Origin of the sequence: Methanobrevibacter sp. (assembly GCF_015062935.1) — an archaeon.
Taxonomy (GTDB): domain Archaea; phylum Methanobacteriota; class Methanobacteria; order Methanobacteriales; family Methanobacteriaceae; genus Methanocatella.
In genome coordinates this window covers 83,720-106,971 of record NZ_SUTM01000006.1, presented here as the reverse complement: position 1 = coordinate 106,971, position 23,252 = coordinate 83,720, and the positions used below count along the sequence as shown (strand labels likewise).

22 protein-coding genes are annotated in these 23,252 nt (G+C 33.6%); 8 read left to right on the top strand and 14 right to left on the bottom strand.

Annotation, left to right across the window (positions count from 1 at the left end; translation table 11 throughout):
- Positions 1 to 71 precede the first annotated feature (71 nt).
- Positions 72 to 1,214, bottom strand: a complete 1,143-nt coding sequence (locus E7Z81_RS04200; protein ID WP_292744645.1) for a transposase — start codon at positions 1,212 to 1,214, stop codon at positions 72 to 74.
- A 753-nt stretch (positions 1,215 to 1,967) separates the two neighbouring features.
- Positions 1,968 to 2,795: a DUF4013 domain-containing protein gene (locus E7Z81_RS04195; RefSeq protein WP_292744643.1), complete on the bottom strand. Its 828-nt coding sequence runs from the start codon at positions 2,793 to 2,795 to the stop codon at positions 1,968 to 1,970.
- Positions 2,796 to 3,044: 249 nt separating this feature from the next.
- On the opposite strand from E7Z81_RS04195, the gene E7Z81_RS04190 reads away from it, so the two are divergent.
- Both E7Z81_RS04190 and E7Z81_RS04185 read left to right on the top strand, forming a co-directional pair.
- A complete protein-coding gene (locus E7Z81_RS04190; protein ID WP_292744641.1) occupies positions 3,045 to 3,746 on the top strand; it encodes a hypothetical protein in 702 nt (233 codons plus the stop codon).
- Positions 3,747 to 3,775: 29 nt separating this feature from the next.
- Entirely contained in the window at positions 3,776 to 5,740 is a 1,965-nt protein-coding gene (locus tag E7Z81_RS04185; protein ID WP_292744639.1) for a phage holin family protein, read from the top strand.
- Between the two features lie 49 nt (positions 5,741 to 5,789).
- Here the strand turns inward: E7Z81_RS04185 and E7Z81_RS04180 are convergent, their stop codons facing one another.
- Complete coding sequence (locus E7Z81_RS04180) at positions 5,790 to 6,200, bottom strand: hypothetical protein (RefSeq protein ID WP_292744637.1); 411 nt, start codon at positions 6,198 to 6,200, stop codon at positions 5,790 to 5,792.
- Between the two features lie 450 nt (positions 6,201 to 6,650).
- Between E7Z81_RS04180 and E7Z81_RS04175 the strand changes: the two genes are divergently transcribed.
- Positions 6,651 to 7,790, top strand: coding sequence for a transposase (locus E7Z81_RS04175; RefSeq protein ID WP_292744635.1), 1,140 nt, complete (start codon positions 6,651 to 6,653; stop codon positions 7,788 to 7,790).
- A 46-nt stretch (positions 7,791 to 7,836) separates the two neighbouring features.
- On the opposite strand, the gene E7Z81_RS04170 is transcribed toward E7Z81_RS04175, so the two are convergent.
- On the bottom strand, positions 7,837 to 8,169 hold the full coding sequence (locus E7Z81_RS04170; protein ID WP_292744633.1) for a hypothetical protein: 333 nt from the start codon (positions 8,167 to 8,169) through the stop codon (positions 7,837 to 7,839).
- 960 nt (positions 8,170 to 9,129) lie between these two features.
- On the opposite strand from E7Z81_RS04170, the gene E7Z81_RS04165 reads away from it, so the two are divergent.
- Positions 9,130 to 10,653, top strand: coding sequence for an MFS transporter (locus E7Z81_RS04165; protein ID WP_292744631.1), 1,524 nt, complete (start codon positions 9,130 to 9,132; stop codon positions 10,651 to 10,653).
- Positions 10,654 to 10,838: 185 nt separating this feature from the next.
- Here E7Z81_RS04165 and E7Z81_RS04160 read toward each other — a convergent pair whose 3' ends face one another.
- The 5 genes from E7Z81_RS04160 to metG all read right to left on the bottom strand — a co-directional run bounded on the left by E7Z81_RS04160 (position 10,839) and on the right by metG (position 16,585).
- Positions 10,839 to 11,291 (bottom strand): DUF308 domain-containing protein, encoded by a 453-nt coding sequence (locus E7Z81_RS04160; RefSeq protein WP_292744629.1) that lies wholly within the window; start codon positions 11,289 to 11,291, stop codon positions 10,839 to 10,841.
- A gap of 470 nt (positions 11,292 to 11,761) precedes the next feature.
- Positions 11,762 to 11,920: a hypothetical protein gene (locus tag E7Z81_RS04155; RefSeq protein WP_292744627.1), complete on the bottom strand. Its 159-nt coding sequence runs from the start codon at positions 11,918 to 11,920 to the stop codon at positions 11,762 to 11,764.
- 615 nt (positions 11,921 to 12,535) lie between these two features.
- Complete coding sequence (locus E7Z81_RS04150; protein WP_292744625.1) at positions 12,536 to 13,000, bottom strand: hypothetical protein; 465 nt, start codon at positions 12,998 to 13,000, stop codon at positions 12,536 to 12,538.
- A 7-nt stretch (positions 13,001 to 13,007) separates the two neighbouring features.
- Positions 13,008 to 14,585: a DUF530 domain-containing protein gene (locus E7Z81_RS04145; RefSeq protein ID WP_292744623.1), complete on the bottom strand. Its 1,578-nt coding sequence runs from the start codon at positions 14,583 to 14,585 to the stop codon at positions 13,008 to 13,010.
- A gap of 11 nt (positions 14,586 to 14,596) precedes the next feature.
- Positions 14,597 to 16,585, bottom strand: a complete 1,989-nt coding sequence (gene metG, locus E7Z81_RS04140; protein ID WP_292744621.1) for a methionine--tRNA ligase — start codon at positions 16,583 to 16,585, stop codon at positions 14,597 to 14,599.
- 202 nt (positions 16,586 to 16,787) lie between these two features.
- Here metG and priL point away from each other — a divergent pair, with 202 nt between their 5' ends.
- Positions 16,788 to 18,122, top strand: coding sequence for a DNA primase large subunit PriL (priL, locus tag E7Z81_RS04135; RefSeq protein ID WP_292744619.1), 1,335 nt, complete (start codon positions 16,788 to 16,790; stop codon positions 18,120 to 18,122).
- A 67-nt stretch (positions 18,123 to 18,189) separates the two neighbouring features.
- Here the strand turns inward: priL and E7Z81_RS04130 are convergent, their stop codons facing one another.
- The 3 genes from E7Z81_RS04130 to E7Z81_RS04120 all read right to left on the bottom strand — a co-directional run bounded on the left by E7Z81_RS04130 (position 18,190) and on the right by E7Z81_RS04120 (position 19,517).
- Positions 18,190 to 18,387, bottom strand: coding sequence for a zinc ribbon domain-containing protein (locus E7Z81_RS04130; RefSeq protein WP_292744617.1), 198 nt, complete (start codon positions 18,385 to 18,387; stop codon positions 18,190 to 18,192).
- Positions 18,387 to 18,929, bottom strand: a complete 543-nt coding sequence (locus E7Z81_RS04125) for a hypothetical protein (RefSeq protein ID WP_292744615.1) — start codon at positions 18,927 to 18,929, stop codon at positions 18,387 to 18,389. Before E7Z81_RS04125 ends, E7Z81_RS04130 begins: the two co-directional genes overlap by 1 nt.
- Before the next feature lie 72 nt (positions 18,930 to 19,001).
- Positions 19,002 to 19,517: a hypothetical protein gene (locus E7Z81_RS04120; protein ID WP_292744613.1), complete on the bottom strand. Its 516-nt coding sequence runs from the start codon at positions 19,515 to 19,517 to the stop codon at positions 19,002 to 19,004.
- Positions 19,518 to 19,604: 87 nt separating this feature from the next.
- Here E7Z81_RS04120 and priS point away from each other — a divergent pair, with 87 nt between their 5' ends.
- Positions 19,605 to 20,582 carry a DNA primase catalytic subunit PriS gene (priS, locus tag E7Z81_RS04115; RefSeq protein WP_292744611.1) on the top strand — a complete coding sequence of 326 codons (978 nt, stop codon included), beginning with the start codon at positions 19,605 to 19,607 and terminating at the stop codon, positions 20,580 to 20,582.
- Position 20,583: 1 nt separating this feature from the next.
- A complete protein-coding gene (locus E7Z81_RS04110) occupies positions 20,584 to 20,841 on the top strand; it encodes a hypothetical protein (protein WP_292744609.1) in 258 nt (85 codons plus the stop codon).
- A gap of 2 nt (positions 20,842 to 20,843) precedes the next feature.
- On the opposite strand, the gene E7Z81_RS04105 is transcribed toward E7Z81_RS04110, so the two are convergent.
- Together E7Z81_RS04105 and cofH are read right to left on the bottom strand one after the other, a co-directional pair.
- Complete coding sequence (locus E7Z81_RS04105; protein WP_292744608.1) at positions 20,844 to 21,416, bottom strand: thymidylate kinase; 573 nt, start codon at positions 21,414 to 21,416, stop codon at positions 20,844 to 20,846.
- A gap of 14 nt (positions 21,417 to 21,430) precedes the next feature.
- A complete protein-coding gene (cofH, locus tag E7Z81_RS04100) occupies positions 21,431 to 22,573 on the bottom strand; it encodes a 5-amino-6-(D-ribitylamino)uracil--L-tyrosine 4-hydroxyphenyl transferase CofH (protein WP_292744606.1) in 1,143 nt (380 codons plus the stop codon).
- Between the two features lie 183 nt (positions 22,574 to 22,756).
- Here cofH and comD point away from each other — a divergent pair, with 183 nt between their 5' ends.
- Positions 22,757 to 23,248, top strand: a complete 492-nt coding sequence (gene comD / locus E7Z81_RS04095) for a sulfopyruvate decarboxylase subunit alpha (protein WP_292744604.1) — start codon at positions 22,757 to 22,759, stop codon at positions 23,246 to 23,248.
- Positions 23,249 to 23,252 lie beyond the last annotated feature (4 nt).

Genomic DNA, 23,252 nt, shown 5'->3' with positions numbered 1-23,252 from the left:
TTCCCCCATTCGATTGAACCACCCCATCCTATAGAGGATGGGGATTCCTGAATTATTTTCACTTAATAAGGTTAATTTAAGTATTTTATCAGGCCATCCCCGTTGAACCAGCGGTTTAGAATATTAATTGCTGCGTTTGTGTCCCTATCAAGTATTTTTCCGCATTTTGGACATTTCCAGTTGCGTTTTTTGACTTTTAACTCTTTGTTTATGTGTCCGCAGTGGTGGCATGTTCTGCTTGTGTTGTGTGGTTTTACGAATTGTACACCGTCTGCTCCGGGTTTGTAGAGTTGGAATTTGTCTTTTAATCTTTTTATGAATCGCGATAGAGGAAATATCATGTTTTCCTCCCCTCCAATTAAAATCTTGATAGTAGAGTAGTTTTCTTCAAAGACTATTGTATCATATTTTTTGACTAGATTGTAGGTTAATTTTTCAATGTAGTCATTTAATTGGTTTGTTCTTTTGTTGTACCATTTTTGTAGTCTTTTTTCTAGTTTTTTCCATCGCCTGCTCATGTTTCTGCATTTGGACATTAATCTGTTGATGTGCTTGATCATTTGGTTATCATGGTCAACATCAAAGAATTCCTTTTGTCCTTCGCTTGTGACTAGCCATCCGTTTTTGTTGGAATTGATATCACATCCAATGTGCTCTCCGGTTAATGGTAGTTGTTCTGGTGCATCAGTTTCAATGTTGAATGATGCATAGTGGTTCAATCCATCATAATATACTGTGATGTTGTTGAATTTAGTGTCTGGACTGTTTAATAAATCCAGGTATTCTACGCTTGTGCTGAAGGTTACTTTTCCGTGTTTTCTTAAAGTTAGTGTGTTTTTTTCTACTGGTCTTTTGTCTTTACGGATAGTTTGTCTGAAGCTAGGTCGTGTTTTCTTTTTAGAGTGAAATTTTGGAGGATTATGCCTTTTGCTTTTAAAACTGTTTTTAAACGCTTTATGCAAATCATCACGTGCCTGTTGAAGACTGGTGGACTCTGTTTCCTTCAGGTATGGTAACTCTTTTTTAGATTCGTTTAAAAATTGATTTAACTCATTTTTAGTTGGAATTTTATTACAATCACCATATTTGGCTTTATATTTATTTAAAAGTTCATTATGGGTTTTACGAGTACAACCATAGTTTTGTTTAAACATGACTTCTTGTTCGGGAGTTACATGAAGCTTAACAACCACACCTCGAATATACTCATCCATAAATCTCATTCCTCCAGTCCAATATATATAATATTTTTATTTCATTATCTAAAAAAAATGAAAAAACATCTACTCTTTTTTAAAACAACAATTAAAATCACATTTAATTGAATAATATCTCATTTATAATTACCCATATATAAAAAATAAGAGAGAGCATTTGAAAAGTAATCGAATAACGAATTCAGAGCAATTTTTCAAAACCAAAACAATTTTTCATAATCAAAGCAATTATTTAATAATCCAATAACAAAAAAGTATACTGAATAAAAATTCATGTCATAAAATAGCCTCAAAAAAACGCAAATAAAATAAAACACAATAAAATTAATTAAAAAAGACAGTACACCCAATAGTGCAATTCATCCACAACTTGCAGAAGTTGTGGTATTCTTGCATTTTAAAGATAAATAGTTTTGCCAAGAGGAGAGTTCATTAAAATCAATGTTTTAAATCCCATCATAGGCAATATTATTCTGTTCAAAATAAATATCACCCCCTTTTGGATCAAGAGTTTGATTAGCTATAAATTTGAGTTTTATAATATAAATATTTTTTATTTAGTTCATACTGAAGTAAAAATTGTTTTTAGATTAAAATAAAGAGTTATATAATAATATTATATAAAAAAACAATTATAAACTAAAAAAAAACAGACACAATATGAAAAAGAAATTATTTATTCTATTTTTAAGAATTGAAATTCAAATCCACAATTTAAAAAAAAAGAAAAAATAATATAGCTTAAAAATATTAAGCTATATCAGAATATAATAATCCGATAGCTCTTTGACCAAATAATACAAGGTACGGAGTTATTATAACTGAAAGAATTGATAAAATCGGTACATAGCTAAATATAGCTGATAAAATTACATTAATAACACCAACAACGATTATAACCAATAGTATTAATGCTATTACTTTACCTATACCAATTCTTCTTATGTCTTTTGCAGATTCATAGATGTTTAAAGCTTCACCTAAACTGCCGGTATTTGCTAATCTTGCCTGTGCCATGGTTTCAAGGAATGAAAAGATTATAAATACTATTATGGCAACTGTCATAGTGATAGCTAAAGAAACTATTAATTGGGATAATGCCTGAGCTATTAAGTCATATGCAAAACTTGAAGAATATCCTGATGCAACACTTAAAATCTGTTTAACAATTTCATCAATAACCGCCCAGATATTGCCGTAGATATTTGTCATCAATCCTACAATTGCAACAATTATAGCTGGAATTAAATAGTAAACGATTGTAGTGGCGAAACTGTAAAATCCTGTGATGAAATTTTCCCACCAGTCAAATGCAGGAACTTCATCATTTTGTTCAATACCTGATTTAATAACACTGATTGAATAACCGGACATTACCCATCCGATTAACATTGCAAGTACAACTGCCATTCCACCCCACATGAAACATTCAGGGATTAAAAATCCAAATACATATACTGCTGATCCCATTGTGGCAAAAAATGCTGCCAATATTGAAAGGATAACATATATTAACAATATTTTCACATCTTTGGATGGAAATACAAATGCATCCTTAATTATTTCTATTATATCCATATTTACACTCCATAAACTTTTATTAATACTCTCTTAAGAGTTATTAATTATTTATAAAAAAAGTAATATTTAAAAGTTATTTACAAAAAACAGGAATGCGTTAAAACAAATGAAGAATCCTGATTATTTTCATCTATAATATATACTATTAAATACAAACTTTATACATAAGTGTAATTGTTAAACTGAAAATGAAATTTTGGTTGCAAGTTAACTTAGTACTGACTAAAAGATAATGAGGGTGTGTTAATGGATAATAAAAAAATAATTATAATAGCAATAATAATTTTAATAATTGCCGCAGGCATTATTTTTGTAATGTTAACCACCGTAAATTATGAAAAAATTGAAATAACACCAAATGGGACAACCATAGATGTTCCAGCCAACCAGACCAAATATAAAGGCGAATTTGAAAGTGCTAAAGTTTGGAATTGGGACAATGGAATACTTGTTACATATAACAGCAATGCTGATGACAGTCTCATCAAAGTATCCGAACTGGGTTTCAATACACTGAATGAACTGATAAAAAAAGGAGAAAAACAGGATATTGACGGATTTACAGGTTATGTTATAAATGCTGAGGAACTGGTGAACAACCCAATATTCAAAGCCGTTAAAGGAGATTTCAACGGCAAGTTCTACTGCCTATCCCTAACCAATGAAACAACACACGACAGCATTATAATCTGCTGCAACAACAAGGACATTGCTGTGCATATGGCAAAATCAGTACAGTACAAAAACGTTTATCCCAACAAAACAAAATTAGACAATACCATTTCCACAGTTAAAAATGTAACTGGAGATTTGCAGTCAAAGGCAAGTGATTTTGTAAACAATACCAATTTAAGCAGTATCAAATCAACAGTTGAAAATAAAACAGGAATAAGTTTAGATGATGCCAAATCTATAATTGAGGAATACACCGGAAAATTGCCCATTTAAATTAAGATAATTAAGGAACCGTGATTGACATGGAAATTATTAAGGAAAAACAAACCCCGAAAAAAAGCTTGAAAAGAAGCTTAATCGTATTTATCGGAAATATCATAGGAATATATTTGATAAGTATTTTAGGATTAGGAGTTGAAATCAGCCACTCTGGTGACATACTGCTATTAGTGCTGTTCATCGGTTTGGTTAATGCAATACTCTGGCCGATTTTAACAAGAATAGCCATGCCGTTTTTGGTTTTAACCTTCGGTGTAGGAACACTGATATTGAACGGACTCCTGCTTCAGATTTTCGCACCTATGTTTGGAATAGAAATTAAAGGCGCAGCACTTATTCTCGCCCCATTGGGAATGGCAGCCGTTACAACAATACTCTCCTCATTAATAACAATTGAGGATGACAGTTCATATTACAGGGCTGTTTTAAATGATGCGGAAAAGAAAAGAAAATCAGATGTAAAGAATTATCCGGGAGTGATAATTGTTGAAATTGACGGACTTGCTTATGAAGTTTTACGTGAAGCGGTCGACAGAGGCGAAATGCCTACCATGAAAAAAATGATTGAAAGCAACGATTACAATCTCAGAATGTGGGAAACTGATCTGTCTTCCCAGACCGGTGCAAGCCAGGCAGGAATTCTTCACGGAAACAATGAAGGCATTGTTGCATTCAGATGGATTGAAAAGAGCAACGGCAATCAGATGATGCAATGTTCCGGAATCACCAAAGTGCCTGAATTAGAACAGAGAATCTCTAATGGTGACGGATTGCTTGTGGACAACGGAGCAAGCAGATCAAATTTATTCTCAGGAGATACCGACAACGTCATATTTACATTCAGTAAGATAATGGACTTCGGTAAACTCTACAATAAGGCATGGTATTCAGTATTCTCCAATCCGAGCAACTTTGCACGTATTGTAGCTCTGTTTCTTGCAGATATAGTTCGTGAAATCTGGTCACAGTTCACACATTCCGTGAAAAATGTCAGGCCAAGAATAAGACGTGGAATAATGTACATTCCAACAAGAGCGGCTACAAATGTATTCATGAGAGAAATCAACACTTCCACCTTAATCGGAGACATGATGGTCGGTGATGTTGATGTTGCATACTCAACATATCTCGGTTATGATGAAATAGCTCACCACTCAGGAGTAAGGGACAGTGACGCATGGATTGCATTAAGGGAAATGGACAAACAGATTAAGCATTTAACCGATGCGAATAAGTACAGTCCTAGGGATTATCAGTTCGTGATTCAGTCAGACCACGGTCAGACAAACGGTGCTACATTTACCCAGAGATACGGCCAGACCTTTGAGGACTTTGTAAAATCACTTCTTCCGGATGACATGACCATGTTTGCAAAAATGACATCAAATGATGATCACTTTGTAGGTGACTACACTCCATTTTCTAGAAAAAACAAGAAAATAGAAAAAGAGAAAAAAGAAGCACAGGAATTAAGTGACTCCGAAGTCATTGTACTGGCTTCAGGTAACCTTGCTATGATTTATCTGACACAATGGAGCAAAAGGTTAACATATGAGGAACTTAACAGCTATTTCCCTGAGCTCATACCGGGCATTGTAAACAACGAGTATGTCGGTTTTATCTTAGTAAAATCCCAGAAACACGGAGACCTTGCCATTGGTAAAAACGGAACATACTACCTTGACAGCGATAAAATTGAAGGTGAAAACCCTCTTGAAGGATTTGGAGACAATATCGCAAGACATCTGAAAAGAACAAGTTCATTCGAACATACTCCTGATATCCTTGTAAACAGTTTCTATGATGAGGAAGCTGATGAGGTATGTGCTTTTGAAGAACTGGTCGGAAGCCATGGAGGAGCAGGTGGAGATCAATCCAAACCATTCATATTGTACCCTTCAAGCTGGAAGGTCAGCGATGATGATATCATCGGTGCAGAAAACATCTATAAGCTGATTAAAGAGAATTTAGCTGAATTAAAAAAATAAGATTTAAAAAAGCCAAGAATAGAAAAATATATGGGAAAACTTCCATATTCTATTCTTTACTATTTTTAATTAATGATTCCAACTCATCCAAACGTTCATTCAATTCTTTTTCTCGTTTTTGGTTATGTCTCAATAGAATTGCGGCAGTCAATGTTGCAGTACCTACACCTGATATGACATATCCTCCCCAAACTAAAATCATACTTGTCAATTTACCCATGCCAGAGTCACCAAGCACTGCATAACCGTTACTTGTAAATGCATTTGAAACCATTACAGCGGCATTTAAAGGGTCAGCACCCTCTGCAAATAATGTGACAAGAAAACTGAAAAATACTATGGCAAATAACAGTATGATTGTAATTCCAAGGCCATTTGTCTCCGTATATTTTCTGAATTTGGTGAAATATACCAAAATAAAATATACATAAACAATTACGTGAATAAAGAAAATCGGCATATCATAAGCTCAACATTTAAAACAAGCCATACTATTGATTCATAAGGCACCAGAAGGAAAAACATTATTTTATCTTTATAATGCAAGAATACCACGACCTCTTTAGGTCGTGGATGAATTGCACTGTTGTGTGTACTATCTTTTTTTAATAACTTTTATCATTTTTATTTATTTTGTGTTTTTATGGATGTTATTTTTTTTCAGTATACATTTTTTTATGTTGATTGTAATATTGTTTTGAGTGTGAAAAATTGTTCTGAGTGCGTTACTTGATTACTTTCCAAATGCTCTTACTCTTTTTTTATATATAACTAATTTACAAAGAATATGTTGTGCAATATTAATTGTGGGTTTAAAAAAAGAGTCAAAAAGAAAAAAAAATTTCTTTTAGTTTCTTTTTTTTAGATTATGAATAATCAATAATGTAAACTGAGAAGAGGATGTGGATTTATGGGTGATTTTATTCGAGGATTGATTGTTAAACTTCATGTAACTCCCGAACAAGAAGTAGAATTTAAAAAGAACTATGGTTGTACTCGTAAAACATATAATGAACTTTTAAGCAAATACAAAGCCGAACATGGTGAGGATTCTACTGAAATTCCAACTCAAAAAGAATTAAATCAATTCTTAAAAGAAACTAAAAAAGAATTACCCTACCTAAACGATACAGAGTCCACCAGTCTTCAGCAGGCACGTGATGATTTGCATAAATCTTTTAAAAATTGTCATAAAAGCAAAAGGCATAATCCTCCAGTTTATCATTCTAAAAAGAAAACACGACCTAGCTTCAGACAAACCGTGCGAAAAGATAAAAGACCAGTAGAAAACAACACACTAACATTAAGAAAACATGGAAAAGTAACATTCAGCACAAGCATAGAATATCTGGATTTACTAAACCACCCAGACACTAAATTCAACAGCATAACAGTATACTATGATGGATTAAATCACTATGCATCATTCAACATAGAAACAAATCCACCAGAACATCTAGAATTAACTGAAAAATACATTGGGTGTGATATTAATTCCAATAAAAATGGATGGTTAGTCACAAGCGAAATGCAGAAGGAATTTTTTGATGTTGATCATGAAAACCAAATGATCAAACACATCAACAAATTAATGTCACGATGCAGAAAAGGAAGCAGGCGATGGAAAAAACTACAAAAAAGACTACTAAAATGGTACAATAAAAGAACAAACAAACTAAAAGACTATATTGAAAAATTAACCTTTCAACTAGTTCAAGAATACGATACCATAGTCTTTGAAAAAAACTACTCAACTATCAAAATTTTAATTGGGGGAGAGCAGAATATGATATTTCCACTATCAAGATTCATACAAAGACTAAAAGACAAATTCCTACTCTACAAACCCGAAGCAGACGGTGTACAATTCGTAAAAAGCCATAACACAAGCAGGACATGTCACCACTGCGGACACATAAAAAAAGAGTTAAAAGTCAAAACACGCAAATGGAAATGCACAAACTGCGGAAAAACACATGATAGAGACATAAACGCCGCAATTAATATACTAAACCGCTGGTTCAACGGGGATAGCCTGAAAAAACATTAAAATTAACCAATCAAATGAAAAAAAAATTCAGGAATCCCCACCCTCTTTAAGGGTGGGGTGGTTCAATGTTCCAAGAACCATAATCCAAAGTTAAAGCAACATATACTGATATAAGAATTTGTAAAACAGCAATCGGAATATAATCATTTCCGTCAAATATCAGGATGTACAATATGAAAACAAAGAAAATCAGCATCATGACCAAATAATAAACCTGTTTCAATGTTTCAAGTTCCTGTTCTGGGAAATATTCCCTCGGATTTAAAATTCTACTGTTACTATTAATTAATTTATTATGAATAATCTTTCCAACTGCAAAAAGCACCCCAAACACTAAAATTGGAATAATCAATTCACAGGCCATCTCAAAAATTTCCATGAAACTACTTTTATCAATTCTTATATTTTAATCTTTAATGTTTTCATATTTCCATTGATATATATGTACAGTTCAAATTAAGAATAATTTTCAAATCTGTGCAGTTAAAGTGGAAAATGAATTCATTAAAATCATAGTTAGGGGAATATTTTTTTGTTTTAATTAACAGTATTTTTAATATTATAAAGTCAAATTTTACACTGACATATCAATTTTACATCAGCTTTCATTTCCGGTTTGAATTATTCAATAAGGCCAAAGAGTGCAGAAGGATAATAATTTATATATTAAAACAGTTATAAATTAAATATAGATACCAAAAAAGTTTATTTAATCTTTATAGTAAGGATTATGAAAAATGAGGTTGAATTTAAAAGAAATATTTCCAAATAGGGAACAATAACAATACCTGAGGGAGGCCATATAATATGATGGAAAATATGATAATGAACTTTATTAGGATATTCATAATTGTTTTTATAATTTATGCCGTTTTTAAAGGCTTAAAAACAGTTTTAAAAATAGCAATAGTCCTATTTATCATTTCTTTAATATTAGGATTTTTAGGATTCTAAATCCTACTTCCTAAACTTTTTTTTCAATTATACTTCATGAATTCATCATTAAATACTTAATAGAATAACAAAATTAAAAATCTCATTTTTATATAAACCGACTAATAATACAAAACCCTTTTTAATTGATTTTTTAACCTTGATTCAAAACAAACGTCAAATCTTATTTCAAAATATAAACCCCTTGAATTTTTATATCATTCACAATTCAGAAAAAATATGGAATATAAACATGAAAAATAAGTCTTAAAACATTAATTGTTCAAAAGATTAACACAAAAACTATATTAAAAAGCAAGAGTAAATAATAATAACAAGAGATGAAATTTAATGAAATATCTCTAAAATTACTTATTATTAAATTGAAAAATATGGAGGATAATAAATGAATGAAACAGTTAAGGAAGCTTCATGGATGGCACTAATAGTTATAGCCTTAGCTTCCTTTATTATAGCTTTGGACGCTACATTCATGAATGTGAGTATTTCTCAGGTTGTTGCTGATTTGAATACTGATGTGAGTACCATTCAAATGATCATGTCATTTTATACTCTCATTACTGCTGCATTCATGCTGCTCAGTGCAAAGCTTCAGGACATAGTCGGTAAAAAGAAACTGTTCTTAATCGGTACTGCACTTTACGGTCTCGGTACCTTTACTGCATCAGTAAGTACAAGTTCTACAATGTTATTTATCGGATGGTCAGTAATTGAAGGAGTTGCCGGAGCATTAATGTTACCTGCTACCGTTTCTCTAATAAGCGGAACATATTCAGGCGAAAAACGTACAGTTGCTTTGGCAATTGTAGGTGTAATGGGTGCAGTTGCAGCAGCTATAGGCCCTCTCTTCGGAGGTATAATGACAACATTCCTCTCCTGGAGATACGGATTTGCAACCGAATTAATAATCGTTTTCATAATTTTAGTATTCAGAAATAAAATACCTGATTTCACACCTACTGAATCCAGAAAAGATTTGGATACTACTGGTGCTATAATTTCATTTATAGGTCTTGTATTGTTGGTTCTAGGTATTTTATCATTATCCAAAGATTTCACAACCAGCATAATTGTAATTGTTTTAGGATTAGTTGCATTAGTAATCTTTGCATTATTTGAAACCAGAAGAAAAAGAAACGGCGATGTGCCATTACTTGATATAGACTTATTCAAAGACAGAAATTTAAGAACTGGAACTATTATTTTGTTATTAAGTTACCTTTCAATGGGAGGGGCATTATTTGCAATATCCCTGTATCTGCAAAGCGTATTGCAGTTAAATGCATTTGATACAGGTCTTACCACACTTCCAATGACTATAGGTCTGCTTATTTTTGCAATTTTGGCTCCAAGTTTAACCGGAAAATTGAACCACAAGATAATCATAGCAATTGGATGTATAATGGCAATTATCGGATGTCTGATTTTAAGCTATCAATTCAGACTGGACACCTCAATAATGACTTTAATGCCTGGACTCTTTGTTTTAGGAGCCGGACTTGGTTTTATCATGGCATTATGTACTGATATTTCATTATCCAATGTTCCTGCGGAAAGTCAGAACAACGCATCCGGTGTTAATTCAACCGGTCAGTCATTAGGTGAATCAATGGGTACAGCAATTATCGGAATAATTCTAATTCTTGGTGTAATGGGTGGTATTTCTCATGCAGTAGATGTATATGCACCGGATCACTCAGGAGACGAACACTTCCAACAAGTTGTCATTGATCAGTTCCAAAAAGTAAATAATATAAACGACCTTAAATCAGACCATACTGTTGTTGAAATTGTTAACATTATAATTCAGGATACTATGGCATTCGTAATGCAGATTACAGCTGTAATAATGGGCATAGTATTCTTGTTAACGTTACGGCTGCAGAATGCAAATATTAAAAAACAATGAGAAATCATCTCTCATTTACTTTCTTTTTTTTTAAATTTTCTTTTTGGTTTTTTTATTGCAATTTTTAGCTATTATAAAAAAAGTATTAATCAACGATTAATTTTACCAACTCAATTTTTACTAAAAAAAAGTATAAATTTAAAAAATAAAAAATAAAAGCAATCGTAAAGATTGCTTATCGACTTCTATTCAAGATATAAACTTACACCTTTGACAATTAAACTTACTCCAATAAGGATTGCAGCAAATAATGGCTGATCGATTGAAAGTCCTCCAAGAGCACATGAAATAATACCGAATATTATTATCAAGATAGAAGCAATTTTTGACATTTGTGGACCTGAGAAAAGGCCAACAATACCTGCTAAAATCAGTAGGATACCGATTACATAGAACTGCAATGAGAAAAGAATCGCCAATGCGGCAATGTTAAATGTAAATGCAGCCCCAACTATAATAGCAAGAATACCAATAATAATATTGAATGCTGTAAATCCGCTTAATATCAATACAATACCAAGGAATATTAAACTTAATCCGATAAGAACAGTCAATGCTAATGTACTAAAAACAGGACAAATTATAAAAATTAATCCTAAAATTATGGATAATATTCCTGCTGCCTGATTTCTTTCCATGTTTTTTCCTCCCTTAAATTAATTACCCACTTTTTCAAGTGAAACTTGAAAAAAGCAAAATGCTTTTTACATTAATTATTATCTTTTTTAGAGTATTTAATTATTATTACAAAATGACTCTCAAAAAGCACAATATCAGATATTAATTTTTAGTACTTATTAATGAGCATTGTAAAAAAAAATAAGGTTTGTAGATGAATTTTCCATCTACCTAACAGTAATTTTTGCAGTTACAGATTTTGATTTGTAATACTTACTTCCTGCATACTTGATGGTTGCGGTGAACTTACCTTTTTTAGTCAATTTGGTAATTTTAAAGGTAACCTTACCCTGGAATTAGTTTTACATAGTATATCTTACCTTTGACTTTCAAGGTAACTTTAGTAATGCCATAAACATCCCAATAGTGACAGTCAGGTATTTGCCTCCATTGTAAACAGTATTTACATTAGCTGCTTTAATCTGTACAGTCAAATTAGATATGTTCCAACAGCACTTATAAAATCATCTTCAATTGCTGTATACTGATTTTTATATGCATCATATGTGCCATTAACAATATTCACCACACATGAAATGTCAGTCTGATAATTTTTATTGTAGTTTTGAGTGTTTTCAAAAAAGTTCAATTTAATGTCTTATTGCAGAGAAAAACTCCACAATATTCCATACAGACATTAAATAATTTCATCTCTCAGAAGTTTACTGAAAAGTAAATTTCTATGTAATAATTTATGGAATGTCCTATATAAACTTGATTATTTTTTTAAAAAGGCAATTAAATAATGATATCTAAGGGAAAAAGCCTCCACGAAATCATTAATGATTTCAAATGACTATCATTGATATTTTGATAATATTTAATTGCCTAAACTGGAGGTGAAACTGAGATATTATCTTCAATCAACAATAACATTAATAGCTTTAATTACTGAAACAAAATTAAAACTATATGTTGCAATCATGAAGATAATTAACTCCACCTTTCTCACCTCCAAGAGATGAAATGAGGGAACACCGTAGAAGCGTATGGAAAAACTGCTACAATTAGCAAATAAATATCTGTTAAATTTAACAAAAATCATATTTATCTACCCCCTAATAATATTAAAGGCTTTTTAACTACGAATATATTATTTAATATAGAATTTAAAGCTTGTTGAAGTCAATTAGTAAAATTGTAATGATTAAAACATAATATATAATCTTTACTGTGAAAAAAATAGAATATGATTAAATCACAATTATTTTTTATTTAATATATAATAAACGCTTCTTAAAGGAATATTCAGTTTATCTGAAATTTCTTTTGCAGATAAGCCTTCATCTTTAAGGTTTTTAACATCTTCATGATTATTTTTACGTTTTCTGTTATCAAAATTAGCATTGCATTTTCTAAGCAAATAATAAACACGATTAAGGGTGATGTCTAACTTTTCGGATATTTCTTTTGGTTTCAAACCCTGGTTTGACAATTCAAGAACTTCAAACTCGGCCCCATTGGTCTTTGATTTGGCACCCCAGTTATATTCCTTAACCACTTCAATATCCAATTGGCTTAATGCATCGATATATGTCTGGGAAGTTCTATTATAAACGCTTGGAGAACAGGTGATCTCATTTAAATTAGGGTATTTCTCTATCAGCTCAACAATCATTGATGATGATAGGGCCTTTGTTATATGAATTGTGGTTAAATCTTCATCCATATAATCACTATTTCTTAATTAAATCCAGGAATTTCTTGGACTTATCGCTTTTCGGATTTCTGATCTGTTCAATATGTTTAATTTCCTTTTTAACACGGGATTCATTGATATTGAATGCATTACTGATTTCTTCAAGTTCAATATCTGAGTTCTGGTGTATCAGTGCAGCTCCAAGAGCGGTATAATTGAATTTGATGTTTGAATTGCGGGACTGCTTTTCGAATTTGAACTTTTCATAAAGAAGCAAATCCATTTCAGGAACAGGAATAATCTTAAGGTCTGTGAAACTGGTGAGTGTTTCTATTACCTTTTTGTAGGTTGTCTGAAATACTTTTCTCTGCTCACGGTCAAGCTCTACACGTATATACGGGAAAGGACCTGTTGTGATTTTACGGGCATTGTTTGATGTGGTCATATAATATCTGAAAATATCCCACATTATAATAGCTGATGCGATGTTTTTTAAGTTGTTGTTATATATTGACTCCCTGATTTTCAAATCACGACTCAAAGACCTTTTGATGTTGCCGAACCGGTCTACATAATTCAATTTCTGAAGTTCTTTCTGTATTTTGGATTGTCTCCAGGCATCTATTGCATTGAGGTCATACTTGTCTAAAAAATCAGGAGTTTCATTTTCATACTTTGCATTGATTTCAAAGTATTTGTTCATTCGCTTGAAGTCAGCCAGTCTTCTTTTCAATATGTCATCTTTTATTTCATGGATGATTGACTCTGCATACTTTACGTATGCAAGTGCAAGAGCTGTTCTTGCATGCTTGTCGTCGATTATTGCAGGTTTAGTTCTATGGAACCTTAAAGCTTCTATCCTTACATTTCGACCATAAATCCGCCTTAATTCCTCTTCATAATTGTTGACATGCTCTGAGCCAAGTGAAACGTTTTTTCTGATTAGGCGATTGTTCTTATCCCTGAATCTGATGACAAGAGAAATTGTCTTTACGACACCTTTACGCTCCTGTTTGAGCATGTTTAAAACCTGCTTAAATGAATCACGACCATAATTAGACAATCCACTCATCAGAACCATGTAATTTCCTGACAACGGCAGGAACGGAATGATATCAATACGGTGAGTTGCCTCCTTGTTGATTTTGAATGTAAATCCTTTGCTTGAGCATGTGCATGTTGCATCCCTTTTTCTGTACTCTTCAATGGAGTATTTCTTATAGCAGTTGTTGCACTTTACATATCCGAACTGCTCAAGGTTTCCAATGGCGATTTTATGTGAATCGATTGCGGATTTGACTCTGTCAAGAATATTCTTTTTGGAGTTTGCCTTCATTCTGAAAATCTGGTTGTGACGGCTGTTTTCACCAACTTCTTCAAGAGATACTTCGTTTACTGCTTTTGTTCCGTATCTGTTTAAGGATGTGAAAGGGGTGGTGTATCCCTGTGCATCCATGTCGTCTTTCAATCTTTGAAGATAGTCCAATCTGTCAACTAGCTTAAAATAAAGATTTTTGAAATTGTCAAAATCTTCAATCTTATCCAAACTAATTGAATCATTTGCAATTTCTTTCAGGTAGTTCTCGGCTTTATTTACCAGGACAGATTCTTCCATTTAAATCAAATTTATTGAATTCTTTCACCGACTTCAGCATTTTCATCCGGTGAGAGCAATGCTCCTGATGCACCGGTTGCCAAAATCATTCCTTCGGATAATGTTCCGAATAGTTTTGCAGGCTGAAGGTTAGCTACAACACATACTTTTCTTCCGATTAGCTCTTCAGCATCATAGAATTTAGCAAGTCCTGCAACGATTTGTCTAGGTTTTTCTTCACCCAAGTCCACTTGCAGTTTTAATAATTTATCGGATTTTTCGATTTTTTCCGCTTCTTTAACTTCACCTATTTTTATTACAAATTCGTCAAATTGATCTATTGTTACTAAATCACTCATAGTTTCATCCTCATTTTCTTTTAAGTTTTCTTTTAGTTTAGCTTTTTGAGCTTCTATTTCTTTATCTTCAATCTTTTTGAATAATGGTTTTGCCTTGTTTATTTCATGGCCTGTAGGCAATGCAACTTTTGCATCTTCCCAATTATCCAAGCTTCCAAGATTCATTATTTCAGCTATTTTATCCGCTTTTGTTGGAAGGAACGGTTTTAACATGTAGGCCAATGTTTTTGCCAATTGATTGGATAAGTATAGGCAGTTTGCGGCTTTGACTTTGTCTTCCTTAACTGCTTTCCATGGTTCAGCGTCGTTGAAATACTTGTTTCCTTTTTTAGCTACCTTAAATATTTCAAGCAATGCTTCTCTGAATTCATAGTTTGCAATGTATTGGCCGGCTTTGTCAGGCAGTTCTTCTATTGCAAGTCTGAATTCTTCATCCTCTTCAGTAGGATTTGCGTATTCCGGGATTTTGCTGTCGAACTGCTTTTTGGTGAAAACAAATGTCCTGTGCAGGAAGTTTCCGATTACATCTGCAAGTTCATCGTTGTTTCTTCTCTGGAAATCATCCCATGAAAAGTCTGAATCCTTGTTTAGAGGAGCGTTAATTGTCAGGTAATATCTGAGCAAATCAGGTTCATAGTCTTTTACGAAATCAGCTATCCATATAACCCAATTTTTACTTGTTGACATCTTTTCGCCTTCCAGTGACAGGAATTCCCCTGCATAAATCATGTCAGGGAGTTTGCATCCGTATGCTTTAAGAAGTCCCGGCCAGAATATTGAGTGGTGGTAGATGATGTCCTTACCGATAAAGTGAACGACATAGTCATTCCAGTATTCCTCCCATTTACTGCCGGATTGCTTTGACCATTGTGATGCAGATGAGATATAACCCAGGAATGCTTCAATCCAAACGTACAATACTTTACCTTTCGCTTCATCCAACGGTACCGGAATACCCCAATCCATATCACGGGTTAAAATCCAGTCGGTAAGTCCTTCTTCAAGCCAGTTGGACGCATAGTTTTTAACGTTTGCAGGCAGGTTTTCGTTATTGTTAATGTAGTCTTTTAACTCATCTTCAAATTCGGACAATTTGAATGCATATTGGAAAGTGTCCTTGATTATAGGAGTTGTTCCGCATGTGATACAGTGTGGCTCGTCAAGTTCTGTAGGATTCAGTGCCTTACCACATTTTTCACAGTGATCTCCTCTAGCTTCGGAACCGCATACAGGACATAATCCTTCAACATACCTGTCCGGAAGGAACTTGTTACAGTTCGGACAGTATAACTGCTGGATGTCCTCCCTGTAGATATATCCGTCATCGTATAACTTTTTAAAGAAATTCTTAGCAATTTCATAGTGAGCTTCATCAGTAGTTCTTGTGAAATTATCCAAAGAGATGTTCATTGATTCTACATCGCTGACAATCATGTCATGATATCTTTTGGAAATTTCAATAGGTTTTTTATTCTCTTTATCCGCCTTAACTGCAATTGGAGTTCCATGTTCATCGGTAGCACAAACCATCAGCACGTCATTTCCAATCATTCTGTTGTACCTTGCAAAGATATCTGCAGGCAAATATGTAGAACGTATATGGCCTAAATGACATGGACCATTTGCATAAGGAAGTGCACATGAAATAAAAATTTTAGACATTTAACTTTTCTCCTTAATTATTTTAAACATGATATAATTATGTAATTTATATATAATAAAGTATTATTTTTAACAGTGTTATATATACCAGAAATAAAATTTTGAAAAATAAAATCAAAACAAGCCAAATTTAAAAAGAAAAATCAATATTGCTTTTTAAAATGAGTTAGCTATTTAAAACATGAAATAAAAAGTTAAAAACATGGCTGAAGTTTCATATATCAACCCGTTGTCAAATGAAGGAAGACAAATCGTAAGGCAATACGGTGATTTAAACCAGATTTTTGAAGAAGACGAATCAATGATTGATACCATTACCCACACCACAAACCAGAGAATATCCGATGATTCCCTGATTCCTAAATCATATGCTGATTATGCCATGAAACGCATACAGTGGGCAATTGAAAAAAAGAACAACAAAAACTACACACAAGCCGAATTTGAATTTTTAACCAATTCAGATCTGTTCATGCAGGACGTTGTTATTTTTCACATCTTATGCCAGGCCATAGCTATTCAGTTCAATACAGGTTCACGCGAAACCAGGCTTTTCGTTGAATCACAGGGAACACTCATTTTAGAAAGACTTGCAAAAATACCTCCAATGTCAAGAGCTGAAATCATTGACGAGGTTATGGATGAAGTCAAAGTCGACGGGTCAATCAACTGGAAATCCCTGAGAGACGTTGTTTCAACAAAAAAATTAAAGCTCACAGATTTACTTATCGACAACGGCGAAATAATTCTTCAGCAGGATGATTTTCTTGAACGTTTCAGTGACAAATTTACAGACAGAAGTCCTGAGAGAATGTATTCCATATTAATCGGAGACAGTGTAAAGGAACAAATCCTTTCAAGACTGATAATGCAGAAAACAGAAGAATACATTGCAAGAATCAAGGAAATGTCAGCCAGAATCGAAATACATCCTGCAATCATAGAAATCGGAGAGAATCTTAAGGACTTCATACCTGAAGAAATCAGCAAATACAACCAGTATTATGCCGGAAGCGGAGGAATCTACGGTACCGTTCAGGCTGGAAAACTTAATCCTGACGCATTTCCACCATGCATACAGGCAACCGTTGACGGAGTATCTTCAGGAGGTCGTAACGATGCAATTGTACTTCTTTTAACATCATTTGCTTCATATGCAAGATTATATCCCAGAATTTTCGCATCAGATGAAAGCGTTAAGGTTTCAGATATGGATCCTGATTTAAGCATTACTGAAAATGAGATTTTACCATTGATTTTTGATGCTGCAGACAACTGTACACCACCATTATTTGAAGACCAACCTCAGGAAAAAATCAATATCATTTCAAAACTTGGCTTTGGAATGCACGACAGGGTAGACATCAACCACGAAGGAGAAACCAAATGGTATACTCCAATGAGCTGTGAGAAAATAAAAATACACCTTCCGCAACTGTGCCATCCCGACAAGTCATGTAAAGGAATAAACAATCCTTTATCATGCTATGGGCGTAAAAAATTCCAGCTTGATAAGGAAGCTCCAAAAGAGGAATAAATTGTCCAAAAATTGAACCACCCCATCCTATAAAGGATGAGGATTCCTAGAGTTTTATTTTTATTACTCAATCGTTTATTGAGTGCTTTCTAGGCAATCCCCCGGGGTTCCACCGGTTAAGTATGTTAATAGCAGCATTGACATCCCTATCTAATTTTTCACCGCATTTCGGGCAAATCCAATCTCGTGTTTTCACATCTAAATTTTCATTTATATGGCCGCATTTGTGGCATGTTTTACTGGTATTTTTGGCATCAACAAACACTACTCCTTCAGCTTCTGGCTTGTACCATTCAATATCTTTTTAATGCTTCGTGAAAAAGAATGAATATAGGAATAAGTATACTTATTGGCATCAAATTTTAATTTTAATGAATATAACTGTGAATGTTCACAAATCATTAAGGACATGTGTTTTTCATCTTCTAAATAATCATTGAAAACATGGTTGAAATGGAGCTCCTGAATTAAGGAGTCTTGTGATGAGTCGGATATGTTTTCGCTTAATTTATTTATGTAGTCATAAACAGTTATATTCCTGTTTTTTTCAGCAAAGTGCAATGAAACATGTTTTGATTCTCTATCAGTTGTAAATTTGGTATTTATGAAAATATCTGATGTGTTAGTGAATTTGGTTAATGCAATGCAGGTAGCTGCTAAGAATAACAGATTTGAATCGAAACCCTCTCTTAACGATAATGTGTGAATTTTTGATTTTGAAAAATTTAAACTGGAATATACAACATTTAAAGAAGAATCCTTATTTTTGTTATAAGGAATTAAAGTAGGTTCCAAAGAAATTTTCATAGTTATATTTTGTTAAAATAGTTATAATAATTTTTTTAAAAAACAAGAATACATATTTGATTTAATTAAAAATCAGATGCTTGAGTGTGAAAACTTGAAAGGATTGTGGTCTTCAATTATCGCATCATAATATTTGTTTAATATTTTAGATTCCCACATGTTATAGTTTGCCTGCTCATTTTTTTCAAAATTATAGGCTAAAAGTCCGATTTTACGTTCATGCTCATCAATTCCCTTCATTTCACAAAAATCAGATATGATATCCGGAATGTACTCGCACGGATCGTCGCTGCTGAACTCCAGAAACTCCTCATATTCATGGGGTGAAAAGAGCTCCTGCTCATCAATAGGATATTCACTGGACTTGATTGTAAATATTTCAATATACATTTCTGTTACGAAATGAAGCTCGTTCAAATCCACAGAGATACCGTAAACGTTGCCTGTTTCAAGATTCACGATGGTATGACCTGTTTTTATGCCCGGCATCCAGTTTTCATAAGCCGGTTTTACAATATCTTCAGGAGACAAACTTGACAGGACAGTTTTCAAATGTTCCACACCTATAACTTCAACAAACTCTTCCATGTGATTATATTAATTTACATAATTTATAAAAGTGTGCAAAATCACACTTAGCCAAATAATAAATACTTTAAAAATAAACTATTAATCATGTTTTCAAAAGCTACAATCAAAGAGCGAAGGCAATATTATCGTGAAGAATGGGACCCTTCAGACTTACCTGAATTCATCGCCAAAGACATTAAAAAAAGAGAATTCGGTTTTGACCACAACGGAAGAGGACCTAACGACAGATACAAAGTCTTCAGAGGAACAGAATCCTTAAGGAAATTCCTCAGATACAAGGCGCCTTTTGCAGCATACATATCAGTAGCTTTTTACAACAATCCCCGAAGAAGGGAAGACTGGCTGAAGGCCGAATACATTTTTGACGTTGATGCAAAGGACATTCCAATCAGGTCATGTCAATGTGACGGAGTCTGTGAAACCTGTCTTGGTGAAGCTTTGGAAATTGTTAATTCTCTAATTGATACTCTTGAAGGTGATTTGGGTCTTAAAAACATACATCTGATATATTCCGGAAGAGGATATCACATCAGAATACTAGATGATGAAATGATGCTTGCAAACAGTGAACTGAGATCAGAAGTATTGAAGTATGTTGCAGGAGCAGAAGTTCCGAAATCCCAGTTCATCAACTCTGAAATTTCAAACAAGAGCTTTAACTTCGAGCATTTCTCAATTCCTATAGGATACTCAAAGATATTCACCGATAAAGTCAAATTCAATGTTCAGCATCTGGTCGGTAATGAAAAGCTGGACGGAATCAATCCCAAACTTATGAAAGACATTATGGCATCAAGACACCACCTTGAAGAGGATAACTGGGGATTGTTCAAAAGAGATATCGGTCCAAGAAGATATAAAAACTTTGTTGAAGCTATGGCTCGAGTAAATCTTGCAACAATTGATGCAAAGGTATCAATTGACTTGAAAAGGATTTTAAGACTTCCTTCATCATTACACTCAAAGGTAAGCATGAAATGCATGGAAGTTAAAAACAGAGAAACCTTTGACCCATTCGACAAGGCAGTTCCTAAATTCGTTTATGAAAGAAAAGGTGTTTAATATGGATAAAGTATTAAGAGAAACTTTAAGAAAAAACCAATACTTTGAAGAGATTAATGAAAACAGATTCGTGCCTGAATATCTGGGCCTGATTGTAAATGGAATTGTAGTCTATCATGTAAACTGGATTGATATAATTGACCAGGAGCTAATTTTCATGCACAAGGACATCCAAACCCATCCAATCATTTCAGTTGTCCTTAAAAATCTTAATTCATTGATGATTATTACAAGCGACGGCATAAAAGAAGTATTGTAAGATTAATCTGTCTGGAAACATTTGGCCACTATTTTTTCGGAAATGACATCCGGAGCGTCATCTGCTGAAACCACATTCCAGTTATATGTGAACTTACGTGATTTTTCCCTGTTTTCCCTAAGTGAATCTATATTTTCAAACATTTCAGTTTCCTCATCACGTGAGCCGATACGCCTTAAGGATTCTTCAGGAGTGATGTCCAAAAAGAACATGCAGTCAGATGTCGGAAGAATAAAAGCAACTATTTTATAGACAATTGTGTTGACAACATTTGGAAGATACATTACAGCCAGAATATATCTTGAAAAGATTACTACATCAACATCCTTGTTATAGTAATACATCTGAACTGACCTGATTGCATCAAGACCGAAATAGACTGTAGCTTTAATTTTATTATATTTTCCTGTTTTTAAAAGCGCCTGTTTTGATTTTCTACCAAATTTATTGTCACTGCAGGGATGGGATCTGACAGTAACCTCACGTCCTTTCTTCTGATATGCTTCAGCAAGCAGATTAACCTGAGTGTCTTTTCCAGACCCATCCAAACCGTCAATAACAATAAATTTCTTCATAACATCACTAAAAATTATTTTGAAGGCATTTTAATGCCTGAATCAATAGGATAAAATTCAGTATATTTGGAATTTCTCTCAATAGGATTTCTTCCTAAATCTTCAACCATTCTTGCCAAAGTTCCTATTGATGCTTCAACACCGTCAGGAGCACCAGAAGCTGCAGACAGTTCATCCCCACCTAAAGTACCACCCAAATCATTTGCACCTGCAGTCAGTGATACCTGTGCGAATCTGAATCCCATTTTCACCCAGGACACCTGAATGTTTGGAATTAAATCTCTAAGCATCAGTCTTGAAACTGCATATAACTTTAAATCCTGTGTTCCTGTAGCTCCAAGGTCTGATTGACCTTCTAAAAAGATTGGAGAGTATTCATGCATAAATGTCATAGGAATGAACTCGGTAAATCCATGAGTGTCTTCCTGCAATTGTCTGATAACATCAATATGTTCCACCCTTTCCTCCAAGGTCTCAACATGTCCGTACATTATTGTTGCAGAACCTGGAATTCCGACTTCATGTGCTGTTTTAACTATATCCACCCATTCGCTTACGCTTACCTTTTCAGGACAAATTATCTCCCTTGAGCGGTCGGTCAATATTTCTGCAGCTGTACCAGGTAAAGTGTCCAAACCTACGCTTTTCAATCTTTCACAGCCTTCAGCAACATCAATTCCTGAAACCTTGCATGCATCACTAATCATTGTTGGTGAAAATCCGTGTATCATAACGTCAGGATGTGCATCCTTAAGAAGTGTCAGAAGATGTTCATAGTATTCTATGTCTGCATCAGGAAGTACACCTCCCATTAATGTAAATTCACGAGCGCCGTTGGCTACAGCTCCCCTGGCCTTTTCCAAAATCTGTTCATCATTCAGGATATATGCTTCAGGGTCATCAGCATCTTTTCCAAATGCGCAAAAACCACATCTGACCTTGCAGACATTGGTAAAATTGATATTACAGTTATTAATGAATGTTACGTTGTCTCCAACGATTTCTTGCCGTAAATAATCGGCTGTTGCTAGTAAAGGATACAAATCATGTCCTTTAATATTCATTAAATGATTTGCCTCTTCAACACTGATAGGTTCATCCAATGCTTTGGAGAGAATCCTTTCTGTTTTGGAAGAAATAGGTAGTTTATCAAACATGATTGTATATAAGTTTAAAGTTAAATAAAAAGGTTACTATTAATTAAACCAAATGTATTAAAATGTACATTAATTAAAAAGAAAATATACCATTAATACTAACATAAACTAAAAATTACTGAATGAAAATAATTTAAATATATTTTTATAATATTAAAATATACTATTTAATGAAGTGATAAAATGGATAGTAGTGAAGCTATTTATAACGGACTTAAAGATGCGGGAATCGACTTTATCGTTAGTGTTCCATGCGTAAACCTATCAAAATTATTAAATATGATTGATGAGGATGAAGAAATCACACACATCCCGGTTACACGTGAAGAGGAAGGTATCGGAATATGTGCCGGGGCTTTTCTTGGAGGTAAAAGAACAGCCATATTAATGCAGAATTCCGGTCTTGGAAACTCAATCAATGCACTGAAATCATTGACAGAACTGTATGAGTTTCCTTTGCTTATGATAATGAGCCATAGGGGAACAGAAGGGGAAAACATCTGCGGACAGGTTCCGATGGGAGAGTCAACACCATTGATTCTTGAGGCCATGAATTTTAAATTCTTTAAACCTGCAACACCTGATGCGGCATATGTGGACGTGAGAAATTCCTGGGATTTATCCGTTGAAGAAGGAAAACCAGTAAGCATACTTTTGGAAATTAAATATTGGTGATAAC

Coding starts and splice junctions, on each gene's coding strand:
- E7Z81_RS04200 (WP_292744645.1), bottom strand. CDS start 1,214: ATGGATGAGTATATTCGAGGTGTGGTTGTTAAGCTTCATGTAACTCCC.
- E7Z81_RS04195 (WP_292744643.1), bottom strand. CDS start 2,795: ATGGATATAATAGAAATAATTAAGGATGCATTTGTATTTCCATCCAAA.
- E7Z81_RS04190 (WP_292744641.1), top strand. CDS start 3,045: ATGGATAATAAAAAAATAATTATAATAGCAATAATAATTTTAATAATT.
- E7Z81_RS04185 (WP_292744639.1), top strand. CDS start 3,776: ATGGAAATTATTAAGGAAAAACAAACCCCGAAAAAAAGCTTGAAAAGA.
- E7Z81_RS04180 (WP_292744637.1), bottom strand. CDS start 6,200: ATGCCGATTTTCTTTATTCACGTAATTGTTTATGTATATTTTATTTTG.
- E7Z81_RS04175 (WP_292744635.1), top strand. CDS start 6,651: ATGGGTGATTTTATTCGAGGATTGATTGTTAAACTTCATGTAACTCCC.
- E7Z81_RS04170 (WP_292744633.1), bottom strand. CDS start 8,169: ATGGAAATTTTTGAGATGGCCTGTGAATTGATTATTCCAATTTTAGTG.
- E7Z81_RS04165 (WP_292744631.1), top strand. CDS start 9,130: ATGAATGAAACAGTTAAGGAAGCTTCATGGATGGCACTAATAGTTATA.
- E7Z81_RS04160 (WP_292744629.1), bottom strand. CDS start 11,291: ATGGAAAGAAATCAGGCAGCAGGAATATTATCCATAATTTTAGGATTA.
- E7Z81_RS04150 (WP_292744625.1), bottom strand. CDS start 13,000: ATGGATGAAGATTTAACCACAATTCATATAACAAAGGCCCTATCATCA.
- E7Z81_RS04145 (WP_292744623.1), bottom strand. CDS start 14,585: ATGGAAGAATCTGTCCTGGTAAATAAAGCCGAGAACTACCTGAAAGAA.
- metG (WP_292744621.1), bottom strand. CDS start 16,585: ATGTCTAAAATTTTTATTTCATGTGCACTTCCTTATGCAAATGGTCCA.
- priL (WP_292744619.1), top strand. CDS start 16,788: ATGGCTGAAGTTTCATATATCAACCCGTTGTCAAATGAAGGAAGACAA.
- E7Z81_RS04125 (WP_292744615.1), bottom strand. CDS start 18,929: ATGAAAATTTCTTTGGAACCTACTTTAATTCCTTATAACAAAAATAAG.
- E7Z81_RS04120 (WP_292744613.1), bottom strand. CDS start 19,517: ATGGAAGAGTTTGTTGAAGTTATAGGTGTGGAACATTTGAAAACTGTC.
- priS (WP_292744611.1), top strand. CDS start 19,605: ATGTTTTCAAAAGCTACAATCAAAGAGCGAAGGCAATATTATCGTGAA.
- E7Z81_RS04110 (WP_292744609.1), top strand. CDS start 20,584: ATGGATAAAGTATTAAGAGAAACTTTAAGAAAAAACCAATACTTTGAA.
- E7Z81_RS04105 (WP_292744608.1), bottom strand. CDS start 21,416: ATGAAGAAATTTATTGTTATTGACGGTTTGGATGGGTCTGGAAAAGAC.
- cofH (WP_292744606.1), bottom strand. CDS start 22,573: ATGTTTGATAAACTACCTATTTCTTCCAAAACAGAAAGGATTCTCTCC.
- comD (WP_292744604.1), top strand. CDS start 22,757: ATGGATAGTAGTGAAGCTATTTATAACGGACTTAAAGATGCGGGAATC.